The 21,316-nt window shown below is 75.6% G+C and carries 12 protein-coding genes; 7 read left to right on the top strand and 5 right to left on the bottom strand.

Going from position 1 to position 21,316, the window contains the following annotated elements:
• Positions 1 to 164: 164 nt before the first annotated feature.
• The 3 genes from ACIGNX_RS29910 to ACIGNX_RS29900 all read left to right on the top strand — a co-directional run bounded on the left by ACIGNX_RS29910 (position 165) and on the right by ACIGNX_RS29900 (position 7,449).
• Positions 165 to 3,287, top strand: a complete 3,123-nt coding sequence (locus ACIGNX_RS29910; protein WP_396544165.1) for a lantibiotic dehydratase — start codon at positions 165 to 167, stop codon at positions 3,285 to 3,287.
• The gene (locus ACIGNX_RS29905) at positions 3,284 to 4,585 is read left to right on the top strand and encodes a lanthionine synthetase C family protein (protein ID WP_396544164.1); all 1,302 of its coding nucleotides are present in this window, start codon (positions 3,284 to 3,286) and stop codon (positions 4,583 to 4,585) included. The genes ACIGNX_RS29910 and ACIGNX_RS29905 overlap by 4 nt, the downstream gene beginning before the upstream one ends.
• Positions 4,586 to 4,671: 86 nt before the next feature.
• A complete protein-coding gene (locus ACIGNX_RS29900; protein ID WP_396544163.1) occupies positions 4,672 to 7,449 on the top strand; it encodes a BTAD domain-containing putative transcriptional regulator in 2,778 nt (925 codons plus the stop codon).
• A 45-nt stretch (positions 7,450 to 7,494) separates the two neighbouring features.
• Here ACIGNX_RS29900 and ACIGNX_RS29895 read toward each other — a convergent pair whose 3' ends face one another.
• Entirely contained in the window at positions 7,495 to 8,415 is a 921-nt protein-coding gene (locus ACIGNX_RS29895; RefSeq protein WP_396544162.1) for an NmrA/HSCARG family protein, read from the bottom strand.
• Between the two features lie 93 nt (positions 8,416 to 8,508).
• Here ACIGNX_RS29895 and ACIGNX_RS29890 point away from each other — a divergent pair, with 93 nt between their 5' ends.
• The 3 genes from ACIGNX_RS29890 to ACIGNX_RS29880 all read left to right on the top strand — a co-directional run bounded on the left by ACIGNX_RS29890 (position 8,509) and on the right by ACIGNX_RS29880 (position 13,603).
• On the top strand, positions 8,509 to 9,312 hold the full coding sequence (locus ACIGNX_RS29890) for a TetR/AcrR family transcriptional regulator (RefSeq protein WP_396544161.1): 804 nt from the start codon (positions 8,509 to 8,511) through the stop codon (positions 9,310 to 9,312).
• 185 nt (positions 9,313 to 9,497) lie between these two features.
• The gene (locus ACIGNX_RS29885; RefSeq protein ID WP_396544160.1) at positions 9,498 to 12,428 is read left to right on the top strand and encodes a ferritin-like domain-containing protein; all 2,931 of its coding nucleotides are present in this window, start codon (positions 9,498 to 9,500) and stop codon (positions 12,426 to 12,428) included.
• A gap of 20 nt (positions 12,429 to 12,448) precedes the next feature.
• A complete protein-coding gene (locus tag ACIGNX_RS29880) occupies positions 12,449 to 13,603 on the top strand; it encodes a cytochrome P450 (RefSeq protein WP_396544159.1) in 1,155 nt (384 codons plus the stop codon).
• A 27-nt stretch (positions 13,604 to 13,630) separates the two neighbouring features.
• On the opposite strand, the gene ACIGNX_RS29875 is transcribed toward ACIGNX_RS29880, so the two are convergent.
• Both ACIGNX_RS29875 and ACIGNX_RS29870 read right to left on the bottom strand, forming a co-directional pair.
• A complete protein-coding gene (locus ACIGNX_RS29875; protein ID WP_396544158.1) occupies positions 13,631 to 14,812 on the bottom strand; it encodes a cytochrome P450 in 1,182 nt (393 codons plus the stop codon).
• Positions 14,809 to 16,353, bottom strand: coding sequence for a flavin monoamine oxidase family protein (locus tag ACIGNX_RS29870; RefSeq protein WP_396544157.1), 1,545 nt, complete (start codon positions 16,351 to 16,353; stop codon positions 14,809 to 14,811). Before ACIGNX_RS29870 ends, ACIGNX_RS29875 begins: the two co-directional genes overlap by 4 nt.
• A 345-nt stretch (positions 16,354 to 16,698) precedes the next feature.
• Between ACIGNX_RS29870 and ACIGNX_RS29865 the strand changes: the two genes are divergently transcribed.
• On the top strand, positions 16,699 to 18,336 hold the full coding sequence (locus ACIGNX_RS29865) for an FAD-dependent monooxygenase (RefSeq protein ID WP_396544156.1): 1,638 nt from the start codon (positions 16,699 to 16,701) through the stop codon (positions 18,334 to 18,336).
• A gap of 15 nt (positions 18,337 to 18,351) precedes the next feature.
• Here ACIGNX_RS29865 and ACIGNX_RS29860 read toward each other — a convergent pair whose 3' ends face one another.
• The gene (locus ACIGNX_RS29860) at positions 18,352 to 19,575 is read right to left on the bottom strand and encodes a glycosyltransferase (protein ID WP_396544155.1); all 1,224 of its coding nucleotides are present in this window, start codon (positions 19,573 to 19,575) and stop codon (positions 18,352 to 18,354) included.
• Positions 19,576 to 19,759: 184 nt separating this feature from the next.
• On the bottom strand, positions 19,760 to 21,211 hold the full coding sequence (locus ACIGNX_RS29855; protein ID WP_396544154.1) for an MFS transporter: 1,452 nt from the start codon (positions 21,209 to 21,211) through the stop codon (positions 19,760 to 19,762).
• Positions 21,212 to 21,316: the final 105 nt, after the last annotated feature.

The following is a 21,316-nucleotide window of genomic DNA, read 5'->3' as shown; positions in this document are numbered from 1 at the left end:
TTGGGGCTCCACCTCCGTTTTTTTCAGGGGCCCGGGGTTCACGGGGGGCGGCCCTTCCAGTGGGTGTTTTGCCGCGGTGCCCCCCCGGGGGGGGGGCCCCCCCCCCGCGGCCCCCCCACCGGGTCGACGCCCGCGACCCGGCCGGAAGGAGAGGACGAGCAGGCATGACCACCCCACCGCTGTTCCACTGCGCCGACATCGCGACGTTGCGCGCGCCGACGCACCCCGCCTCGCGCGCCGCGGACCTGGCGTCCGGCGACGTCGACCACGGCGATGTCGACCACGGCGACGTCGGCAGGCTCGCGGCCGACCCGCTGGTGCGCGAGGCGATCCTGGTGTCCAGCCCGACGCTCGCCCACCGGCTGGGCACCGTGCTCGACGTCCCGGACGGGCCCGCGCCCGGGCGGGCCGACCTGCGCCGCACGGTGCGGGCGCTGACGAGCTACCGGCTGCGGATGGCCACCCGGTCCACGCCGTTCGGGCTGATGGCGGGCGTGGCGGCGATCCGCTTCGTCGAGGACCCCGCCGACGCCAAGGTCCGCCTGGGCGCCGCGCACGTGCGGTTCGCCCGCCCGGACCTGGAGTGGTTGACCGAGGTCGTCCGCGCCTGCGAGCAGCGCCCGGAGGTGCTGTCGGGGCTGCGGGTCGTCCTGAACAACCTGTGCTTCCCGCGCGGCGACCGGCTGGTCCTGCCGTACGTGCCCAGCACGGCCCGGGCACGCCGCGACCGGACCGCCGTGCAGGAGGTCAGCGTGCGGCGCACGGCCGCGGTCCGCGCCGTCGCCGGGCTGGCCGCCACGCCGATCCGGTTCGCCGAGCTGGCGGCGAGGGTGGCCGAGGCGTTCCCCGCGGTGCCGGCGGACCGGGTCGACGCCGTGCTGCGGCAGCTCGTGACCAAGGAGGTCCTGCTGACCGAGCTGCGGCCCAGCATGGCCACGACCGACCCGCTCGACCACGTGCTCACCGCCCTGGCCGACGCGCCGACCACCGTGCCCCGCGAGTTGCGGGCCGTGCGGGAGGCCCTGGACCACTACGCCGCGCAGCCCCTGGGCGGCGGGCGACCGGCGTTGACGGCGGTGCACGAGCGGATGCGCGGGCTCGCGCCGGGCGACCGGCCCGTCCAGGTGGACCTGGCGCTGGACGCCGACGTGGCGCTCCCCCGCGTGGTCGCCGAGGAGGCCGAACGCGTCGCGGACCTGCTGTGGCGGCTCTCGCCGACCCGGCCGGCGACGGCGTCGCTGCGCCAGTACCACGACGACTTCCTCGAGCGGTACGGCCAGGGCAGGCTCGTCGGGTTGCGCGAGCTGCTCGACCCCGACGTGGGTCTCGGCGCGCCGGCCGGCTACCGGATGCCGCCCACCGCGCGGTTCCGCCGGCCCGAGCAGGAGGACGACGCCGACCGCGACCGCGTGCTCGCCGAGCTGGCCCAGGAGGCCGTGCTGGCCGGCGAGCGCGAGGTGGTGCTGACCGACGACCACGCGCTGCTCGCCCGGTTCGCCTCCGCCGAGGGCAGGCACCCCGCCTCGCTGGACCTGCACACCCACCTCCTGGCGGACTCGGTGCGCGCCCTGCGGGACGGCGACTTCCGGCTCGTGGTGATCGGCGCGCTGGGCCAGGCGGCGGCCGGCTCCGGCCGGTTCGCCCACCTCTTCGACGAGGACACGCGGGCCGCGTTCGGCGCGATCGCCACCGCAGGCGTCACCACCGACCCGGCCGCGGCGGTCGCGCAGCTCACCTACCAGGTGCGCAGCCCGCGCGGCGGCAACGTGTCCCAGGTGCCGCGGTGGGCGCCGAACGTGCTGCCGGTGTCGGCGTTCGCGGAACTGGGCGACCCGGCCGTGCTGCGGCTGGACGACCTGGCCGTCGGCGGCGACGCGCACGGCATGTTCGTGATCGACACCGCCACCGGCCGCGAGGTCGCGCCGACGACGTTCCACCTGCTCAACGCGCACAACGAGTCGCCCAACGCGGCCCGGTTCCTGCGCGAGGTCGGCAGCGTCGGCGTGCGGCGGTGGATGCCGTGGGACTGGGGCGCGGCCACCGCGCTGCCCCACACGCCCAGGGTCAGGCACGGGCGCGGCGTGCTCGCCCTGGCCCGCTGGCGGCCGACCGACGCGCTGTGCGACCAGGACGCGCCGTTCGACGACTGGCGGCGCGCCGCGGACCGGTGGCGGCAGCGGTGGCGCGTGCCGGACCGGGTCTGCCTGAGCTACGCCGACCAGCGGATCGACCTGGACCTCGACCACCCGGCCCACCTGCGGCTGCTGCGCCACGAGCTGGGCCGCCGCCGGGAGTCGATCGTGCTGACCGAGGCGCCGGCGGACGCGGGCCCGGGCACGGGCTGGCTGACCGGCCCGGGCGGCGCGCACCGCAACGAGGTGGTGTTCCCCCTGCTGGCGCCGCGCGCGACGGGCACCCGGCCACGCGCGGCGGTCCGCCCGCGGCCCGCCGCGGGACGGCACCTGCCCGGCGGCGAGTGGCTGTACGCGTCGGTCTACAGCTCCGCCGAACGGCACGACGAGCTGCTGCGGTCGGTGCCCGCCCTCGTCGCGGGCTCCCCCGTCGACCGCTGGTTCTTCCTGCGCTACGGCGATCCCGACCACCACCTGCGGCTGCGGTTCCACGGCGCACCGGACGCCCTCGCCGCACAGGTGCTGCCCCGGTTGTCGTCGTGGGCGGCCGCGCTGCGCGACGCCGGGATGGCCCGCCGGCTGGTGCTGGACACCTACGACCCCGAGGTCGAGCGGTACGGCGGCCCCGAGGCCGTCGAGGCGGCCGAACGGGTCTTCCACGCCGACAGCGCCGCCGTCGTCACCCAGCTGCGGCTGCTCGCCACCGACGACCTCGCCCTCGACCCGACCCTGCTGGCGGCGGCCAACTTCGTCGACCTCGCCACCCGGTTCCGGTCCGGCGTGGCACCGGGCGGCGACTGGGTGGCCGCCGAGGTGGCCCGCAACGCCGAGCACCGCGAGTTCCAGCGCCGCCGCCGCGAGGCGACGACCCTGATCAACCCCTACGACGGGTGGACCGCCCTGCGCGCCGCCCGCGGGGGCGAGGCCGTCCTGGCCGCCTGGGAGGAGCGGGCCACCGCGGTGACCCGCTACGGCGACCTGCTGCGCGAGCTGGGCGACCGGGCGTCGCTGCCGCCGACGTCGGTGCTCAGGTCCCTGCTGCACATGCACCACAACCGCCTGGTGGGCATGGACCGCGACGCCGAGCTGCGGGCTCACGCCCTGGCCCGCGGCGCGATCGTCGCCCACCGCGGACGACTGCGGGCCGGCGCGTGAACGCCCGTGCCGCGGCACGGGACACCGTCGCCGAGATCGCCGCCCGGCTGACCGACACCGGAGGCGTGCTCTCGACCGTGCTGGCGCCGGACAACCTGGACCGCCCACCGGGCGTGCCGCCGCGCGCGCCGTGGTCGCCGTTGTCGCTGTCGGACGGCCACCCCGGCCTGGCCCTGCTGTTCGCCGAGCTGTCGCACGAGGACGACCGGTACCGCGCGAACGCGCACGCCCAGCTCGCCGGCGCGACCGGCGAGCTGATCGGCAGCGCCGCCGACGCGTTGTTCGTCGGCGTGCCCGCGCTCGCCTTCGCCGCCCGCTGCGCGCAGCGCACCCCGCGCGACTACGCCACCCTGCTCGACCGGCTGGAACCGCACCTGGCGGACGGCCTGCGGGCGCGGTTGGAGCGCGAGACCGCCCGCCTGGACCGGGGCGGTGCGGGGATGCCCGGGCCGGTCTACGACGTGATCGGCGGCATCTGCGGGCTGGGCCGCTACGTGCTCGACTGGATGCCGACCGCCTCCGGGCTGCTGACGGACACGCTGGCCTACCTGGTGCGGCTGACCGAACCGGTGCGCACCGGGGACGGGCGCGCGGTGCCGGGCTGGTGGGTGCGGGCCGCACCCGCGCTCGGCCAGGACGACCGGTACCCGGCGGGCCACTTCAACCTCGGCCTGGCGCACGGCGTCCCGGGGGTGATGGCGCTGCTGGCGCTGGCCCTGGAAGCGGGCGTCGAGGTGCCCGGCCAGGCCGGCGCGATCACCCGGGTCGCCGAGTGGGTGCTGGCCAGGCGGACCGCCGGGGGTGAGTGGCCCTCGGCGATCCCGTTCGACGCCGAGACCACCGGCGCGCACGTGCCGCCGCGGTCGGGGCCGGCGTGGTGCTACGGGACGGCGGGCGTGGCCCGCGCGCTGTTCCTGGCCGGTCGGGCGCTGGACCGGCCCGACTGGCGGCGCACCGCGCTCGACTCGCTGACCACCGCCGCCCGCGACACCACGACCATGGCCGACTGCGGCCTGTGCCACGGCTGGGCCGGCCTGCTGCACATCGCGTGGCGCACGGCGCGCGACTCCGGCGACCCGGCGCTGGCGGACCGGCTGCCGGGGCTGGCCGCCCGCGTCCTGGACCGCTTCGACCCGACCGCGCCGTTCGGCTACCGCGGCGACGACGCCGGCGGGCGACGCGGCCCGGCCCGCGCGGGTTTCCTCGAGGGTGCGGCCGGGATCGCGCTGGCGCTGCACGCCTGGGCCCGCGACGCCGACCCGGCCACGCCCTGGGAGTACGCGTTGATGCTGCGCTGATCCCGTGACGCCACGGCACGTCGCATCGCCACGGTGGGGCACCCGCCGTCGTTGATCCGCTTCGCCGCTTTCGGTAGAGAGGAGTGGTGGGTGACAGGAGCGGTCACGAGGGGTTGCGGGATGTCCTGGTCGGCGTGCTGGGCGGGGTCGAGGTCCGGCTGAACGGCGTGCCGGTGCCGCTGGGGCACGCCCGGCAGCGGTCGGTGCTCGGGGCGCTGCTGGTGGACCACGACCGGCCGGTGCCGGCGGACAGCCTGGTCGACCGGGTCTGGGGCGAGCGGACACCGGAACGGGCGCGGGCGGCGTTGCGCACCTACCTGTCCAACCTGCGGCGGGCGCTGGCGCCGACCCCGATCACGATCACCCGCCGGGACACCGGCTACGTCGTCACCGTCGACCCGGCCGGCGTGGACGTGGACCGCTTCGACGCCCTGCACGCCGAGGCGCGCGACACCGACGACCCCGAGCGGGCCCTGGCGCTGGTCGAGCGGGCGTTGGCGCTGTGGCGGGGCGAGCCGTTGGCCGAGATCGACACCCCGTGGGCCCGATCGGTGCGGGACCGGCTGCACCTGCGACGTGCCGCCGCCGAGGCCGACCGGGTCGACTGGGCGTTGGCGTGCGGCCGGCACCGCGACCTCGTCCCGGTGCTGACCGCGCGGGCCGCCGAGGACCCGTTGGACGAACGCGTCGCCGGTCAGCTGATGCTCGCGCTGCACCGCGGGGGTCGCCAGGCCGAGGCGTTGGAGCACTACCGGCGGCTGCGCGCGAGCCTGGCGCGGGAGCTGGGCGTCGACCCCGGCGCCGAACTGCAGCGCCTGCACCAACGAATCCTGACCACCGAGCCCGTCGTCGCCGCGGGCGCCGCGCCGACGCCGGTCCCCCGACAGCTCCCGGCCGCGCCCGCGCCGTTCGTGGGCCGCGTGGAGGAGCTGGACCGGCTCGACACCGCGCTCAAGGCCGCCGACCACGCCGCCACCGTGCTGATCTCCGCGATCGGCGGCGCGGGCGGCATCGGCAAGACGTGGCTGGCGCTGCACTGGGCGCACGCGCACCGCGACCGCTTCCCCGACGGGCAGCTGTTCGCCGACCTGCACGGCTTCGGCCCGACCGGCGACCGCGTCACGCCCGATGCGGTGCTGCGCAACTTCCTCGACGCGCTCGGCGTGGACCAGCGGCGCCGTCCCGCCGACCCGGACGCGCAGGCCGCCTTGTTCCGCAGCCTCGTCGCGGGCCGGCGGATGCTGCTGGTGCTGGACAACGCCGCCGACACCCACCAGGTCACCCCGCTGCTGCCGGGCAGCGAGACGTGCACGGTGCTGGTCACCAGCCGCGACCACCTGACCGGCCTGATCAGCGGCCACGGCGCCCACCACCTGGCGCTGGGCGTGCTCCCGGCCTCCGACGCCCGCGCCCTGCTGACCGCCCGCCTCGGCGTGGACCGGGTCGAGAGCGAGGCCAAGGCCGTGGACGACCTGATCAACCTCAGCGGCGGCTTCCCGCTGGCGTTGAGCGTCGTGGCCGCCCACGCCCACACCCGACCGCGGCTGCCGCTGGCCGTGCTCGCCGCCGAACTGCGCGACCTGGGCCTGGACGCGCTCGACACCGGCGACCCCGCGGCCAGCCTGCCCACCGTGCTGTCCTGGTCCCTGCGCGCCCTGTCCGACGGGCAACGCGAGGTCTTCGCCCTGCTCGGCATCGCACCCGGAGCCGACACCGACCTGTTCGCCGCCTCCGCCCTCACCGGCCGCCCCGTGCCGGACACGCGCCGCGCGCTGCTCGCCCTCGAAGACGCCTCGCTGCTGCACCGGGACGCGCAGGGCCGCTACGGCATGCACGAACTGATCCGGGCCTACGCCGCCGACACCTCCCGGAACCTGCCCGACTCGACGCGGCGGGCGGCCCTGACCCGGGTCGTGGACTTCTACCTGCACACCGCCGCCGCGGCCGACCGCCTCCTGGACCCCGACCGGCAACCGGTCGACCCGGAGCCGACGGGCGTCCCCGCGCGGCGACCGGCCGACCTGGCCGGGGCGATGGCGTGGCTGGACGCCGAGCACGCCAACGTCCTGGCCGCCCAGCAGGTCGCCGCCGCCCACGGGCGGCACCGCGTCGTCTGGCAACTGGCCTGGACGCTCTACACGTTCCACTACCGGCGCGGGCACCACCACGAGAACCTGGCGCTGTGGCAGGAGGCGCTCGCCGCCAACCTGCCCGACCCGCCGGCCCTCGTGCACCGCCACCTCGGCGTGGCCCACGCCTACCTCGGCCACCACGACGAGGCCACCGAGCACCTGCACCGGGCGCTCGCCGCGGCCGAGCGGCAGGGCGACCCGACCGAGCGGGCCAACACCCACCGCCAGCTCGCGTGGACCTGGGAACGCCGCGGCGACGACCGGCAGGCCATGGCCCACGCCCACCAGGCCCTCGACCTCTACCGCGCGCTCGACCAGCCCGTCGGCGAGGTCCGCGCGCTCAACCAGGTCGGCTGGTACGCCGTCCGCCTGGGCGACTACGACACCGCCCGCGCCCACTGCCTGGCCGCGCTGACCGCCAACCGACGCCACCACAGCACGGCCAGCGAAGCCGACATCCACCACAGCCTCGGGTGGATCGAGCACCACACCGACCGCCACCACCAGGCCGTCGAGCACTACGACCGGGCCCTGGCCCTGTTCCGGGACCTGGGCGACGAGGTCGGCGTGGCCGGCACCCTCGAGCACCTGGCCGAACCCCACGCCGCCCTCGGCCACACCGACCAGGCCCGCGCCGCCTGGCGGGAAGCGCTGGAGCTGTACCGCGACCAAGGCCGCACCGCCGACGTCGAGCGGGTGCGCGAACGCCTCGACGGGCTCGGCACCACCTGACCGCGGTGCCCACCACCGGAAGCGGTCCGCCGGGGTACGGCGGGATCACGACCGGCGGGCGGAGCCCCTGGCGGTTCCGCGGAGCCGCTCCCGCAGCAGGGCCGCGCCCGATCCGGCGAGCCAGTCCGCGAACGTGCGCAGTCCGGGGTGGACGACGCGCAGCACCTCGACGTCGGCGTGCCACCGCGATCCGGCCGCCCAGCGTTCGCGGACCCGGGCGAGCTCGGGGCTCAGGGCGGTCGCCTCGGCGTGGGTGAGCTGCTCGTAGCGGACCGCCACGCCGGTGGCCTCGCTGATCGCGGCGACCGCCTCGACCGGGGTGGGCGCGTCGCCCGCGAGCTCCAGGCTCCGTCCCGCGAACCGGTCCGGCCGCTCGAAGGCCAGCGCCGCGAACTCGGCGACGTCCTCCACCGCGATGATCTGGGCGGGTTCGTCCGGCGGGAAGATGTGCCGGTGCACGCCGCCGGCGATGCCGTCCACACCGATGGGCGTCGAACCGAGGTAGTTCGACATGAACCGCACCGGGCGCAGGACGGTCACGGAGCGGATCCGCTCGCGCAGGTGGTCCTCGATGCGCTGCTTCCCCTCCGAACCGCCCGGACGACCCGGCGTGGACGCGATCCCGGTGAACACGACGTGCTCGACCCCCACCGCTGCCGCGGCATCGACCAGCGCCCGGCCCCGGGCGACTTCCCGCTCCACTTCGGAGCCGGCCGGGCCGAAGGCCACGGGCGGCACGGCGAACAGCGCCGCCGCCCCCTCCAACGCCGCGGGGAGGCTCGACGGGTCGTCGAAGTCACCGCGCGCGAGCTCGGCTCCCGCGCGTTCCAGCGCCTTGGCGGCGGGCGCGGTCGTGTCCCGCACGAGCGCGCGCACCCGCCGGCCGGCGGCCAGGAGCCGGTGCGCGGTGGCGCCGCCCTGCCGGCCGGTCGCACCGGTCACGACTACCGGGTGGTCAGTGGTCATGTCGTCCTCCGCCCCGGGGTGGTCGGGGTCGGGCCCGGGGTCGATGTGGAATGCTCGACCCGGTTGAGTGGCACGGACAAGGGATTTCGTGACATGACGGCAGTTCACCCCGACGCCGGCCGGGCCGACGCCCGCCGCAACCGCGAGAAGGTGCTCGCCGCCGCGGCGCGGGCGTTCGACGAGCACGGCGTGGACGTCTCGCTCGGCGTGATCGCACGGCGGGCGGGGGTCGGCGCCGGCACCGTGTACCGGCACTTCCCCGGCAAGGAGGTCCTGCTGGAGGCCGTGCTCGTCCGGCAGCTCGACGACCTGGTGGGCACCGCTCGCCGGTGGGCGGTCCGCGTCGACCCCGTCGCGGCGTTCTTCGGCTTCCTGCTGGACGTCGTCGGCACGTCCCACGGGCGCAAGCACGCCTGCGACGCCCTGACCGCGCAGACGAGCTGGCCGCGACCGGGCCTCGCCGCGGCGGCCCGGCGGTTCCGCCAGGCGCTCGACCAGCTGCTCCGCGCGGCCCAGCGGGCCGGCGGGGTCCGCACCGACGTCGGCGCGGACGACGTCGCCGCGCTCACCGTCGGGTGCGCGGCGGTATGGGCCGCCCACCGCGACCGCGACGGCGGCCCCCGCATGGCGCGACTGGTGCTGGAGAGCCTGCGGACGCCCTCGCCCGTCACGCGAGGGCGGGGCTTTCGTGACACCCCCGGCACGCTCGACGCAGCGCCGCGGTGCGAGGTCTGCGGGACCCGGATCGAGCCCCGGTCCACCGGCCGCCCGGCCCGCTACTGCGGGGCGACCTGCCGACAGCGGGCACGCCGTCGCCGCCTCGGCACCGCGACGCTCCCCGGCGGAGAACGCGTCCCCGGGACCGGGAGCCCCGAGCCGGGCGGTCCCGCTGGGTGACGCCGGGCCCGGTTCGCCGCCCCAACGGTGAGGTTTTCGGGTGACCGGGGCGCAACGGGGTTGCCGGCGGGTCCGGGTCCGCACACCGTGGGAGCCGGGGACCGGTTCCGGTGCGGGTCGTGACGCGGTGCGGAGGTGCCGATGGGCAGGTCGGGTCCGGCTCGGGGCGCTGCCCTGGAGCGGCCGTGAGCGTGTTCGACCTGCCCCGGCTCCACTTCGGCGGCACGGCGCGGACCAGCCTGCCCACCGGACCGCGCAGCGGCCTGGTGGACCTCACCACCAACACCGCGCTCACCGACAGCGGCCCGTTCCCGGTGGGGCGGCCGGCCGGCGAGTACCACCGGTACCTGGTGGACCGGGGTCCCCGCTACGACGCCGCGGGTCTGCCGTGCCCCGACGGGGTGTTCAGCGCGACCGCGGGCTGGAACTTCGGCGGCAGCGGGCACTTCGCGATCGACGCGACGATCACCGGGGTGGAGCGCGAGGCCGGCCGGCTGGACCCGGACGACCCGCTGGTGGGCCGCTGCGTGGACATGTGGGGCCACCACAACGAGTACCTCGCGACCACCGTCAACCGGGCTCGGGTCTTCGACGTCGACCCGACCGCCGCGGACACGATGACCCTCGTGGTCGGCCAGTTCGGCTTCGGCCGCGCTGGGCGGTCGCACGACGTCGGGTACGCGGTCACCGGGCAGGTCGCGGGCACGTCGCCGCCGCGGTGGCAGAACCCGGACCACGTGACCGACGTCGGCGAGCACTTCCTGGCGGCGGAGCTGCGCAGGTCGGTCGTCTACCAGTTCGTGGTCGGGGAACCGCGGTGGCTGGACGGCGCCTCCCCCGCGGTCGAGCACCTGAAGGCCGCGGCGGGCGACGGGCTGGTGGTCCAGTTCGCGCTCAGCCACATGTCCCCGCCCGCGGCGCCGGACACGCCGAACCTGTGGCGGCTGCGGGGCACCATCGCGCCGTGGCGCGCGCAGGAATGGCGCACCCACCCCGCCGGGCGGCTGCTCGTGCCGTGCGGCGAGCGCACCGGCCTGCACACCCTCAGCGTCGACGTCTCGCCGACGCACGTCACGTTCAACCTGATCACGGCCGTGCCGCAGCCGTGGCGCGGTGGCGACCTGCTGCTCCGCACGGCCGAGTCCGACGAACTGGTCGCGACCGTGCCCGAGAAGGTGCACGAGCACGCGCCGACCAACGGGATCGTCACCGTGCCCGCCGCGTCCGGGGCGCGGGCGGCGGACCACCAGGCGTTGCGGGTGGTCCGCCTCGACCGGCGCGGCCACCCCGTGGAGCTGCTGCGCGAGGTCGAGCTCAACGTCCAGTCCGACGACGCCGCCCTGGTCCTCGACCACACCGACGGCACCCCGGAGCACGACGCCCGGGTGACGTTCCGGGCGTTCCTGCGGGGCAGGCCGCACCCCGCCGCCCCCGTCGTGCGCCGGCGGGACGACCTGCTCGCGATCGGCGAGGTCGACGTGGACGGCACCGGTCTCGGCGGCTTCACCGTCCGCGGGCTCCGTGCCGGGGTCACCCGGGTGGAGCTCGGACCGCACGGCGTCGTGGCGGTCCGGGTGCTGCCCGACGACCGGGAGCTGGACGACATCCCGGAGCGGGACGTCACCTTCGAGCTCGTGCACGAGAAGGTCCTGGCCTACTACGAGCTGGTGTCCTCGTTCATGCGCACCGAGGTGTTCAGCCTCGCCGACCGGTGCAAGGTCGAGACCTACGCGACGCTGATGTGGCAGATGTGCGACCCGCGCAACAAGGGCAAGACCTACTACATGCCGCCCACCAGGGACCTGTCGGCGCCGAAGGCGCGGCTGCTGCTGAAGTACCTGCGCCGCCAGCAGCGGCGGGCGCCGCGCCCGGTCGCCGCGGCGACGTCGTGGACGCCGCCGATCACCACCCGCGCCGAACTGGTCACCGCGCTGCGCCAGGCCGTCACCCTCGAACTGGCGGTGATGCTGCAGTACCTCTACGCGGCGTACTCGGTGCCGACCTACGGCGTGGGCGCGGAGTGGGTGCGCGAGGGCCGGTGGACCGCGGAACAGCTCGAACTCGCCTGCGGCGACGGCGGGCAGACGCTGCACACCGGGATCCGGGGCGGCCTGCTCGGGGTCGCCCGCGAGGAGATGGCGCACTACCTGGTCGTCAACAACGTCCTCATGGCCGTGGGCGAGCCGTTCCACGTGCCCGAGGTGGACTTCACCACGATCAACACCCGCCTGCCGCTGCCGGTCGACTTCGCGCTGGAACCCCTGCACCTCGGCAGCGTGCAGCGGTTCATCGCCATCGAGGAACCCGACGACGGCCGACCCCGGGGCGGGCCGTACCGGTCGCTGAGCGAGCTGTACAGCGGCATCCGCGACGGCCTGACCCGGGTGCCCGACCTGTTCGCGGTCGAGCGCGGCAGGGGCGGCGGCGAACACCACCTGTTCCTGCGCGAGTCGATCGACGCGGCCCACCCCGACTACCAGTTCGAGGTGGACGACCTGTCCAGCGCCCTGTTCGCGGTCGACTTCGTGACCGAGCAGGGCGAGGGCGGCGTGCTGCCGGCGGTCGGCGACCCCGGCCCGTCGCACCACGACACCTTCCGCCGGATCGCCGACCTGCTGATGACCGAGCACCTCCGCGGCGGAGGCGGGCAGTGGCACCCGGCCCACCCCGTGCTGCGCAACCCGACCACGGGCACCGCTCCCGGGGTGGGCCAACCCGTCACCGACCCCGACACCGCGCGGGTCATGGCGCTGTTCAACAGGTCGTACCACCTGATGCTGCTGCTGACCGCGCAGCACTTCACCGAACGACCCGACTCCAGCCTGCGCCGGTCCGAGCTGATGAACGCCGCGATCGACGTGATGACCGGGATGATGCGGCCCCTCGCCGAGCTGCTGGTGACGCTGCCCTCCGGCGTTCCCGGCCGCACCGCGGGCCCCTCCTTCGAACTGCCGGAACCCCCCGCCCCGGTGTCCCGGCCCGACGTGGCCCGCCGCAGGATCGCGCGGGAGTTCGCCGACCTCGCGGCGCGGTGCCGCCAGGACGACCGGGTACCCGACCGGGTGGCCGGGATCAGCGCCCACCTCGCGGCGCGCTTCGGCGGGCCACCCCGCTGACCGACCCCTTGGGAACCGACATGACGAACCTGGTCGACATCCGGCTCGACGTGAGCCCCGGCGACGTGCAGGAGCACCTGCTCGACCTCGCCCGCCGCCACCCGCTCGCCCGCGTGGCCTGGGCGGGTGGCGAGGTGTGGCTGGTGAACGACCCCGAGCTGGTCCGCCAGGCGTTCCGCGACCGCCGGTTCACCAAGGACGCCGACGCGGCGCCCGACTGGTTCGACGACGCCACCGGGATGGTCGGCTCCGCCCAGACCTCCCGCGCCGCCGCGTTGATCAGCAGCGAGGGCGCCGAGCACACCCGGCAGCGGAAGCTGCACGCCGCGGTCTTCTCGGCCCGGCACCGGGAGCGCTGGGAGCGGCTGATCACCGAGGTCGTGCACGACCTCCTGGGCACGCTCGACGAGGAGGTCGACCTGGTGCCCCGGCTCGCCTACCCGCTGCCCGTGGCCGTGATCAGCGCCGTGCTCGGGCTGCCGCCGGAGATGCGCGACCCGCTCATCGAAGCCTGCCGGCTGGTCACCCACGGCGTGGACGACGCCGAGCGCGAACGGGGGCGCGTCCTGCTCTACGGCGGCGTCGGGGCCTTCCTCGGCCCGCGACGCCACGAGCTGCGCCCCGGCATGATCGCCGACCTGCTGGCGCTGCACGAAGCCGACGGCTCGGTCAGCACCGTCGAGATCGCGACCTGGACACCCGGGCTGGTCGTCCCCGGCCACGAGTCCACGACGAGCGTGCTGGCCGCGCTGCTGGCCGACGTGCTGGACGAACCACCGGACAGCCGCCCGACCACCGCGGAGGAGGTCGGGGCGCGCGTCGAGGCCGCCCTGTCCGCCCACCCGCCGTTCCCCTTGGCCACCTGGCGGTTCACCACCACCCCGGTACCGCTGGGAGAGCACGAGATCCCGGCGGGCAAGCCCGTCCTGCTCAACATCCCCGCCGTCAACCGCGTCTCGCCGCCGACGGCGCACTACACCTTCGGCCACGGCGCCCACTACTGCGTCGGCGCGCCACTGGCCCGCACCGAGCTGCGGATCGCCCTGACCGAGTTCCTCCGGAAGTTCCCCGACGCCACGCGGACCACCCGCGACGCCCGCTGGGTGAGCGGGTACGCCATCCGGCAGCTCACCTCGCTGCCGGTCCGCCTCACCCCCGTCCGGGTCCCGGCCTGACCGGTGCCCGGGACGGGGGCGGTCGCGTCACCCCGGCCAGCCGGTGCGCAGCGGCAGGGTGTGCGGACCGTGGAAGATCAGGTCGTGGTGGTAGCGCACCGGCTGCTCCGCGGCGCGCGGCGCGGGCAGTGCCCGCACCAGCGAGGTCAGGGCGAGCTGCGCCTCCAGGCCCGCCAGGGCGGCGCCCAGGCACCGGTGGGCGCCGTGACCGAACCCGCAGTGCCGGCGGGGCGCCCGGTCCAGCCGCAGCTCGTCGGGCCGCTCGAAGCGATCGGGATCGCGGTTGGCGGCACCGAGCACCAGCACCACCTTGTCGCCCTCCCGGACCCGCCGACCGCCCAGCACCAGGTCCCGCCCGGCCCGCCGGCTCACCATCTGCACCGGACCGTCGTAGCGGATCAGCTCGTCCACGTGGTCGGCGGTGAACACCGGGCGCGAGCGCAGCACCTCGGGGTGCTCCAGCAGCGCCAGCACGGACTTGCCGATCAGGTGGGCCGTGGTCTCGTGGCCCGCGGTGAGCAGGTGCACGCCGGTGCCGACGACCTCGTCGGGGGTGCACCCGGCCCGCACGAGCGGCGCGAGCAGCCCGTCCTCGGCCGGGTCGGCGGCGGCCCGGCGGAAGTAGTCGCCCAGGTCCCGGGCCGCCTCCTCGGCGGCGGCGTAGTCGCCCTGACGGGTCGAGCTGGCCTGCTGGAGCGCGAGCGCGCGCTGGTGCAGCCACTCCCGGTCGGCCGCGGGCAGGCCGAGCAGGTCGCACATCACGTGCAGCGGCAGCCTGGTCGCGAAGTCGGCCACCAGGTCGATCTCCGGTCGGCCCGCGAGGGCGGCGACGAGGTCGTCGGCGACCCGTTGGACTCGCGGGCGCAGGGAGCGCACCGCGGCCAGGGTGAACCGGCCGGCGAGCACCGACCGCAGCCGCGTGTGCCGCGGCGGGTCGAGGAACACCAGCCAGTCGCCCACCAGGCGGGCCAGCGCGTCGCAGCCGGGCGGGAAGACCAACCCGCCGCGGACGAAGTCCGGGCTGCCCAGCACCTCCACCGTCGGCCGGTGGCCGAACACGTACCACGCGCCGCTCGCGGAACTCCAGTGCACCGGTTCCTCGGCCAGGTACCGCCGGTACAGCGGGTAGGGCCGGACGATCTCCTCCTGCCCCAGGCAGCGGTGGTCGAACGGCGGCAGGTCGGACCGGGGCACGGAGAGCACGCTCACGCCGACACCGCCGTCCGCGTCCGGCTGTCGAGGTGCATCCGCCGCGCGGCGTCGACCGCGGACTGGATGGCGCCGTCGATCCACGCCGGGTTCGCCGAGCAGTGGTCCCCGGCGAAGTACAACCCGCCCTCCGGGCTCGCCGCCCGCAGCCGCTCCTCCGCGCGGCCGACGTCGTCCAGCTCCCACTGGCTCACCGCCGCACCGCTGCTCCACCAGTGGTGGCCCCAGGCCATGCTGGCCGCGCCGACCACCATGCCGGGCTCCAGCAGCTCCGGGTGCATCCGGCCCACCTCCCGCAGCACCGCCTCGTGCCGCTCCTCCGCGGGCATCCGGCCGAAGGACTCGGCCTCCTCCCCCAGCGTGTAGCTGGCCAGCAGCACGGCGCCCTTCGCGGGGTCGCCCTCCGCCGGCACGTAGTAGGTCTGGCGCACGCGCCCGCCGCTGAACGACGCACCGCCGGAGATCCCGTCCCCGGTCCAGAACGCCTCCCGGCAGTGGAAGGCGACCTTCGTGGCCGGCCAGTAGGTCATGTCGCGGATCGCCTCGACCTTGGCCCGGCTGAGGTTGCGCAACCGGATCCGGCGCAGGACCGAGAACGGCAGCGTGCACAGCACCCGGGGGCAGCTCCGCGTGACCACGCGATCGCCGGTGCGGACCTGCACCAGCACCCGCTCACCGCACACCTCCAGCCCGACCACCTCGCACCCGAGGCGCACCGGTGACCGCAACCGCGACACGAGCGCCTGGACCAGCTGGTCCATCCCGCCCTCCAGCCGCACGAGGTCGGGGCTGGTCTCCGACAGCACGTCGTCGACGAACCGGGCCAGCCGGCCACCGCAGGCGGCCCGGGCCCCGGGGTGCGCGGCGAAGAAGGCGTGCAGGTCGACCCGATCGCGGTCGACGCCCACCACGAACGGCGCCAGGTCGAGCCGGTCCACCGCGTCCAGCAGGTCCGCGGTGAAACCGCGCTCGCGGAAGCCCGCCGGACCGATCGCGTTGCCCATCGCGGTCAACCACGCGCCGAACAGCACGGTCTCCTCGCGGTACCGGTCGTCGGCGAGCTCCGCGCGGAAGTCCTCGACGAGGACGCGCGCGGCCTGGCCGAGGCGGACGAACCCCCGGCTGGTCGCGTGGTACGCCCGCGGTTCGGAGAACAGGGTCCGGAACGGCCGCACCTTCCCGGACAGCCCCAGCCGGTCGAAGTAGTCCAAAGTGTACCGGTGGTCGCCGGGCACCCGCATGGCGCCGAGCTCCACCAGCGGCCCGTCGGCGCCGAAGCGGTGGGTGAAGACGCGACCGCCCACGCGTCCGCTGCCCTCCAGCACCTCCACCCGGTGCCCCAACGACTCCAGCTCGTGGGCGGCCACCAACCCGGCGATGCCGGCGCCCAGGATCGTGATGGGCGGGGAGTCCGGCCGCGGGTCGGCCACCGGGCGGCCGGCCGGGTTCACGACGCGCACACCGCGCAGCGGACCGGGTCTCGCCGCCCGGTCGGGGTGGTCGGTGGTGGAACAACGGTCGACCACGTGAATGCCGAGCATGGGTTCTCCTCAGATAGGGCACCTCAGCGACCGCGCCCGCCCTCGTTGCGCCACCACAGTGAGCAGAGTCCCCTGGCCCCAGCAACCCCTCCGCCCTTGGTGCCACTCGAAATTCCCACCGTCAGAGCTCGTTCCAGGACACCGGTCACACAGCGGAACCGGCGTTGGCGGAGTCCGGGGAGTCACCCGGAGAACACCGCCCCCGCGATTCTTTTGTCCTCAGTGGACACAAAATGCGTCTCAGCAGTTACCCGATCGGATGGTCGAAGGTGTGCGCACCCGGCGGGGCCAGCAGAATCGACGGCAGGAGCGGACCGATCACGACGACGCCCGGAGGTGGCTCCCGTGCCCGCAGGCAGTGCCCCGCCCTCGACCCGCCAATCGGACGTCCTGGTCGTCGGAGCCGGCCCGGTGGGCCTGGCGATGGCGCTGGACCTCCGCTACCGCGGTGTCGACCACCTGGTCGTCGAACGGCGGGACGGACGCGTCCCCCAACCCGGGGTCAGCACGATCGGGCCGCGGTCCATGGAGCTGTTCCGGCGGTGGGGGCTGGCCGACGACATCCGGGCCGCGGGCTGGCCGCCGGACCACCCGCTGGACATCGCCTGGGTGACGCAGGTCGGCGGGCGCGAGCTGCACCGCTTCGAACGGGGCAGCGCCGCCACCCGCCCGGAGTTCCGGCACACGCCGGAGCCGGACCAGGTCTGCCCCGCGCACTGGCTCCAGCCGCTGCTCGTGGGCGCGGTGGGCCGGGCACCGGACGGCCCGCTGCTGCTGAGCCACCGGCTCGACTCGTTCACCCAGGACGACGACGGCGTCACCGCGCACGTCACCGACCTCGGCACCGGCACGACGAGCGTGGTCCGGACCCGGTACCTGGTCGCCTGCGACGGCGCCTCGTCCCCGGTCAGGCGCTGGTGCGGCATCGACGCGCCGGCGCGGCACGAGGCCAAGGTGCTGCGCAACATCCTGTTCCGCGCGCCGGAGCTGACCCGTCACCTGCGCGAGCACGGCCACCGGCCGGCCATGGTGTACTTCCTCATGCTCTCCAACGAGCTGCGCTACCCGCTGCGCTCGATGGACGGCCGGGAGCTGTTCAACCTGACCGTGTCCGGCCCGGCGCTGACGGCGGACGCGACCGCGCTGCTGCGGGACGCGATCGCGTTCGACACACCGGTCGAACCCGTGGCCGACGACGAGTGGCACCTCACCCACTGGGTGGCCGACCGCTACCGGCACGGCCGGGTCTTCCTGGTCGGGGACGCCGCGCACACCGTGTCGCCGTCCGGCGGGTTCGGCATGAACATCGGCATCGCCGACGCCGCCGACCTGGGCTGGAAGCTGGCCGCCCACCTCCGCGGCTGGGGCGGGGAGCACCTGCTGGACAGCTACGAGGCCGAGCGGCGACCCGTCGCGCTCGACAGCCTCGAAGCCGCCAACCGGCACCTCCAGCGGACGTTGACCCGAGAGTTGCCCGTCGACCTGCGCGCGGCCACGCCGGAGGGCGAGCGGCGCCGTGCGGAGATGGCCGAACGGCTGCGCGCCAGTGGTGCCAACAAGGAGTTCGACAACCCGGAGGTCCACTTCGGCTACCGCTACCGGTCCCCGCTGGTGATCGGCACCGGCGCCGACCTGACGCCGCGGTGGCGACCGGGCAGCGACCCCGGTTCCCGGGCCGCGCACGCCTGGCTGCGACCGGGTGTGTCCCTGTTGGACGTGTTCGGCGAGGGGTTCGTCCTCCTGTGCTTCGAGCACGACCCGCGGGGCACCCGGGAGGTGCGGGAGGCGTTCGACGCGCGGGGCGTCCCGCTGCGCGTGGTCGAGTGCGACGACCCGGAGGTGGCGCGGCTGTACGCGTGCCCGTTCGTGCTGGTCCGCCCGGACGGCCACGTCGCCTGGCGGGACGAGCGGCTGCCCGCGGACCCGGTCGGGCTCGTGGACGCGGTCCGCGGTTCGGTCCTGGCGGCCGTGCCGTCGGGCTGACGGCACGGGCCCGCGCTACGGGACCGGGGAAGCGCCGATGCCCGCGGGCACCGGGGCACCGGTCCCGGCGGCGATCCGCTCCAGGCGCGGGACGAGGGTCTCCACCGGCGGCAGGGCGAGCATGTGGCGCTGGGCGAGCCGGGCTCGCGCGGTCACCGCCGCGTCGTCCAGCAGGGTCCGGCACGCCGCGGCGATCCCACCCGCCGAGCGGTCGGTCACGTGCAGGCCCAGGCCGAGTTCCCGGACCCGGTGGGCGTTGGCGAACTGGTCCCCGTACTGGGGCAGCACGGCCATCGGCACGCCGGCCGCGATCGACTCGCGGATGCCGTTGTAGCCGCCGTGGGTGATGAACAGCCGGGCGCAGCGCAGGAGCAGGAGTTGGGGGACGTGGTCGGCGAGCCGGACGTTCTCCGGCACCGGGGAGTCGGCCGGGATCAGGCCGCCGGTGGCGACCACGCCGACGCAGTCGATCTCGGCGAGCGCGGCGACGACGGCCAGCAGGGCCGACCGCGTGTCGGCCTGCACCGCGACCGTGAACGGGTCGACGGCCTGCGCGTGCAGCACGGAGATGACGGTCCCGAACGACGCCAGCACCAGGGGGCGGTCCGCGGGCAGTGCGAGGGCCCAGTCCGGCAGGACCTCGGCGCGGTCGATCGCGTCCGGCTGCCGGCAGGTGATCGCCTCCGGCAGGTGGGGAGGTGCGAACGAGTACGACGCGGGCATGAAGTCGAGCCGCCCGTGGCGGTGGAGCGGTTCGAGGTCGTCCCACTCCGGTCGACCCAGCTCGCGCCTGCGCGCGTTGAGCAGGAAGAGCAGGTAGTCCGGGAGGAGCGCGTTGGCGCTGCCGGCCGGTGCCGGGACGTGCGGCACACCGAGGTCCTCGGCGAGCAGCACGGCCGCGAACTCCGCCTCGCCGCGCAGCACCAGGTCGGGGCGGAACCGCTCGGCCACCGCGGCGAGGGCGTGGTACCCCTCGATGACGTGCGGACCGGCGAAGAGGCGGACGCCCACCTTGCGGGCGAGGGTGACCTCGTCCTCCTCGACGCCCCGGCCCGCCTCGGCGAGGGCCGGGCTCACGTCGGGGATCAGCGGTGGCAGGTCCGGGCGGGCGGGGAACGGTTCGCCGTCGAACACGCGCAGCAGCGGCACCGTGGTCGCCACCAGGACCTCGTGCCCCGCGCACGCCAGGGCGCGCGCCACCGGGAGGAGCGCCCTGGCGTGGGAGACAGCGGTGGTCACGCAGCACAGCACTCGCATGGCGCGCCTTTCCGTTCACCCTGGCGCGATCACCGCCCGGTGACCGCCACCTGTCGGCGACCACGGTAAGGCGAACCGGGCCGCGCCACCCGCGCACACACCCGAACGGGTCGTCGCGCGAGTGGGCACCGGCCCGGGTGCGGCACCGGACACGTGCCCCCCGGGATCACCCGGTGTGGGTGAGCCGTTCGTCCTGGGCCGCGTGGTGCGGTGCCGCGCGGTGCCCGCGGAGCGTGGTCGCGGCGACGAGGGCGGCGAGCACCAGGAGGACCGCCGTGGCGAGGAAGACGGCCGCGTGGCCCTCGGTCAACGCGCCCGCGGGCGAGTCGCCCTCTCCCAGCGCGTCCTGGGTCCTGGCGGCGTAGATGGTCGTGAACACGGACAGGGCGATGCAGCCGCCGATCTGCATGACCGAGTTGACCAGCGCCGAGGCGGCTCCCGCGTCGTGCGGGGCGACGCCGGTGAGGGCGACGTTCTGCAGCGGGACGATGGTGCAGGCGATGCCGACCCCGGCGACGAGCAGCCCGGGCAGGACCTGGTCCCAGTAGCCGCCGTCCGGGGTGACGCGCGTCAGGTACAGCATCCCGGCCGCGGCGATCAGCGGACCCGCGGTCATCAGCACGCGCGCGCCGAACCTGGCGAACAGCCTCGCCGCGACCGGCGCGGTGACCATGGTCGTGACCGTCATGCCCAGGGCGGCGAACCCGGCCGGCAGCGGGCTCAGGCCGAGCACGATCTGCAGGTGGAAGGCCAGGTACAGGGTCATCCCGATGAAGACCGCGCCGACGATCGCCTGGATGAGCAGCGCCCCGGCGCGGACGCGGTCGCGGACCACGCGCAGCGGCAGCAGGGGCTGGGCGGCCCGGGACTCGACCCGCACGAACAGGGCGAGCAGCACCAGGCCCAGCACCAGGGAGGTGATCGCCCACGGGTTCGCCCAGCCGGCTTCGGCGAGGGTGAACCCGTAGACCAGGGCGCCCAGGCCGAGGGTGACCGTGACGGCGCCGGCGACGTCGTACCGGTTGTCGCCGTCGGCCCTGCTCTCGGAGACGAACACCAGCGCGCCGACCAGGCCGACGACCGCGAAGACGATGTTCACCAGCAGGCACCACCGCCAGCCCGCGAACTGGGTGAGCACGCCGCCCAGGGCGAGGCCGACCGCCGCGCCGGTCCCGGCGACGGTGCCGAACACGGCGAAGGCGGTGCCGCGCTCGCGCCCGGACGGGAAGGTGACGGTCAGCAGGGCCAGCGCCGCCGGTGCGAGCAGGGCGGCGAACACCCCCTGCAGACCCCGGGCGAGGATCAGCTCGGTGGGGCTGTGCGCGAGCCCGCCCCACGCCGACGCGGCGCCGAACCCGAGCATCCCGACCATGTAGCCGCGCTTGCGGCCCCAGTAGTCGGCGACCCGGCCGCCGAGCAGCAGCAGCGCCCCGAACGCCAGGACGTAGGCGGTGACCACCCACTGGCGCTGGGCGTCGCTCATGCCCAGGTCTTCCTGCGCCCGGGGGAGGGCGACGTTCACGATCGTGGCGTCCAGCACCACGACGAGCTGGGTCAGGGAGAGCACGGCCAAAGCCCACCAGCGCCGCGGGTCGGGCGAGGGCACGGGGACGGACACGATGAAGCCTCCGGCTTCCGCATGAAGGGGATGCTGGAGGTTTCGAGCCTCGGATCGCCCGCGCGCCGGCGGGTCAGACCACCTCGGCCCCGTGGCCGAGCAGGA

Origin of the sequence: Actinosynnema sp. NPDC053489, assembly GCF_044544865.1 — a bacterium.
In the GTDB taxonomy this organism is placed as follows: Bacteria; Actinomycetota; Actinomycetes; order Mycobacteriales; family Pseudonocardiaceae; genus Actinosynnema.
Note: the sequence above shows the minus strand (reverse complement) of the source record. Positions and strands in the feature narration are given on the sequence as shown.

What these genes read in the sequence shown, in the direction of transcription:
- ACIGNX_RS29910 (WP_396544165.1), top strand. Translation starts at nt 165, where the DNA reads ATGACCACCCCACCGCTGTTCCACTGCGCCGACATCGCGACGTTGCGC.
- ACIGNX_RS29895 (WP_396544162.1), bottom strand. Translation starts at nt 8,415, where the DNA reads ATGACCACTGACCACCCGGTAGTCGTGACCGGTGCGACCGGCCGGCAG.
- ACIGNX_RS29880 (WP_396544159.1), top strand. Translation starts at nt 12,449, where the DNA reads ATGACGAACCTGGTCGACATCCGGCTCGACGTGAGCCCCGGCGACGTG.
- ACIGNX_RS29870 (WP_396544157.1), bottom strand. Translation starts at nt 16,353, where the DNA reads ATGCTCGGCATTCACGTGGTCGACCGTTGTTCCACCACCGACCACCCC.
- ACIGNX_RS29890 (WP_396544161.1), top strand. Translation starts at nt 8,509, where the DNA reads ATGACGGCAGTTCACCCCGACGCCGGCCGGGCCGACGCCCGCCGCAAC.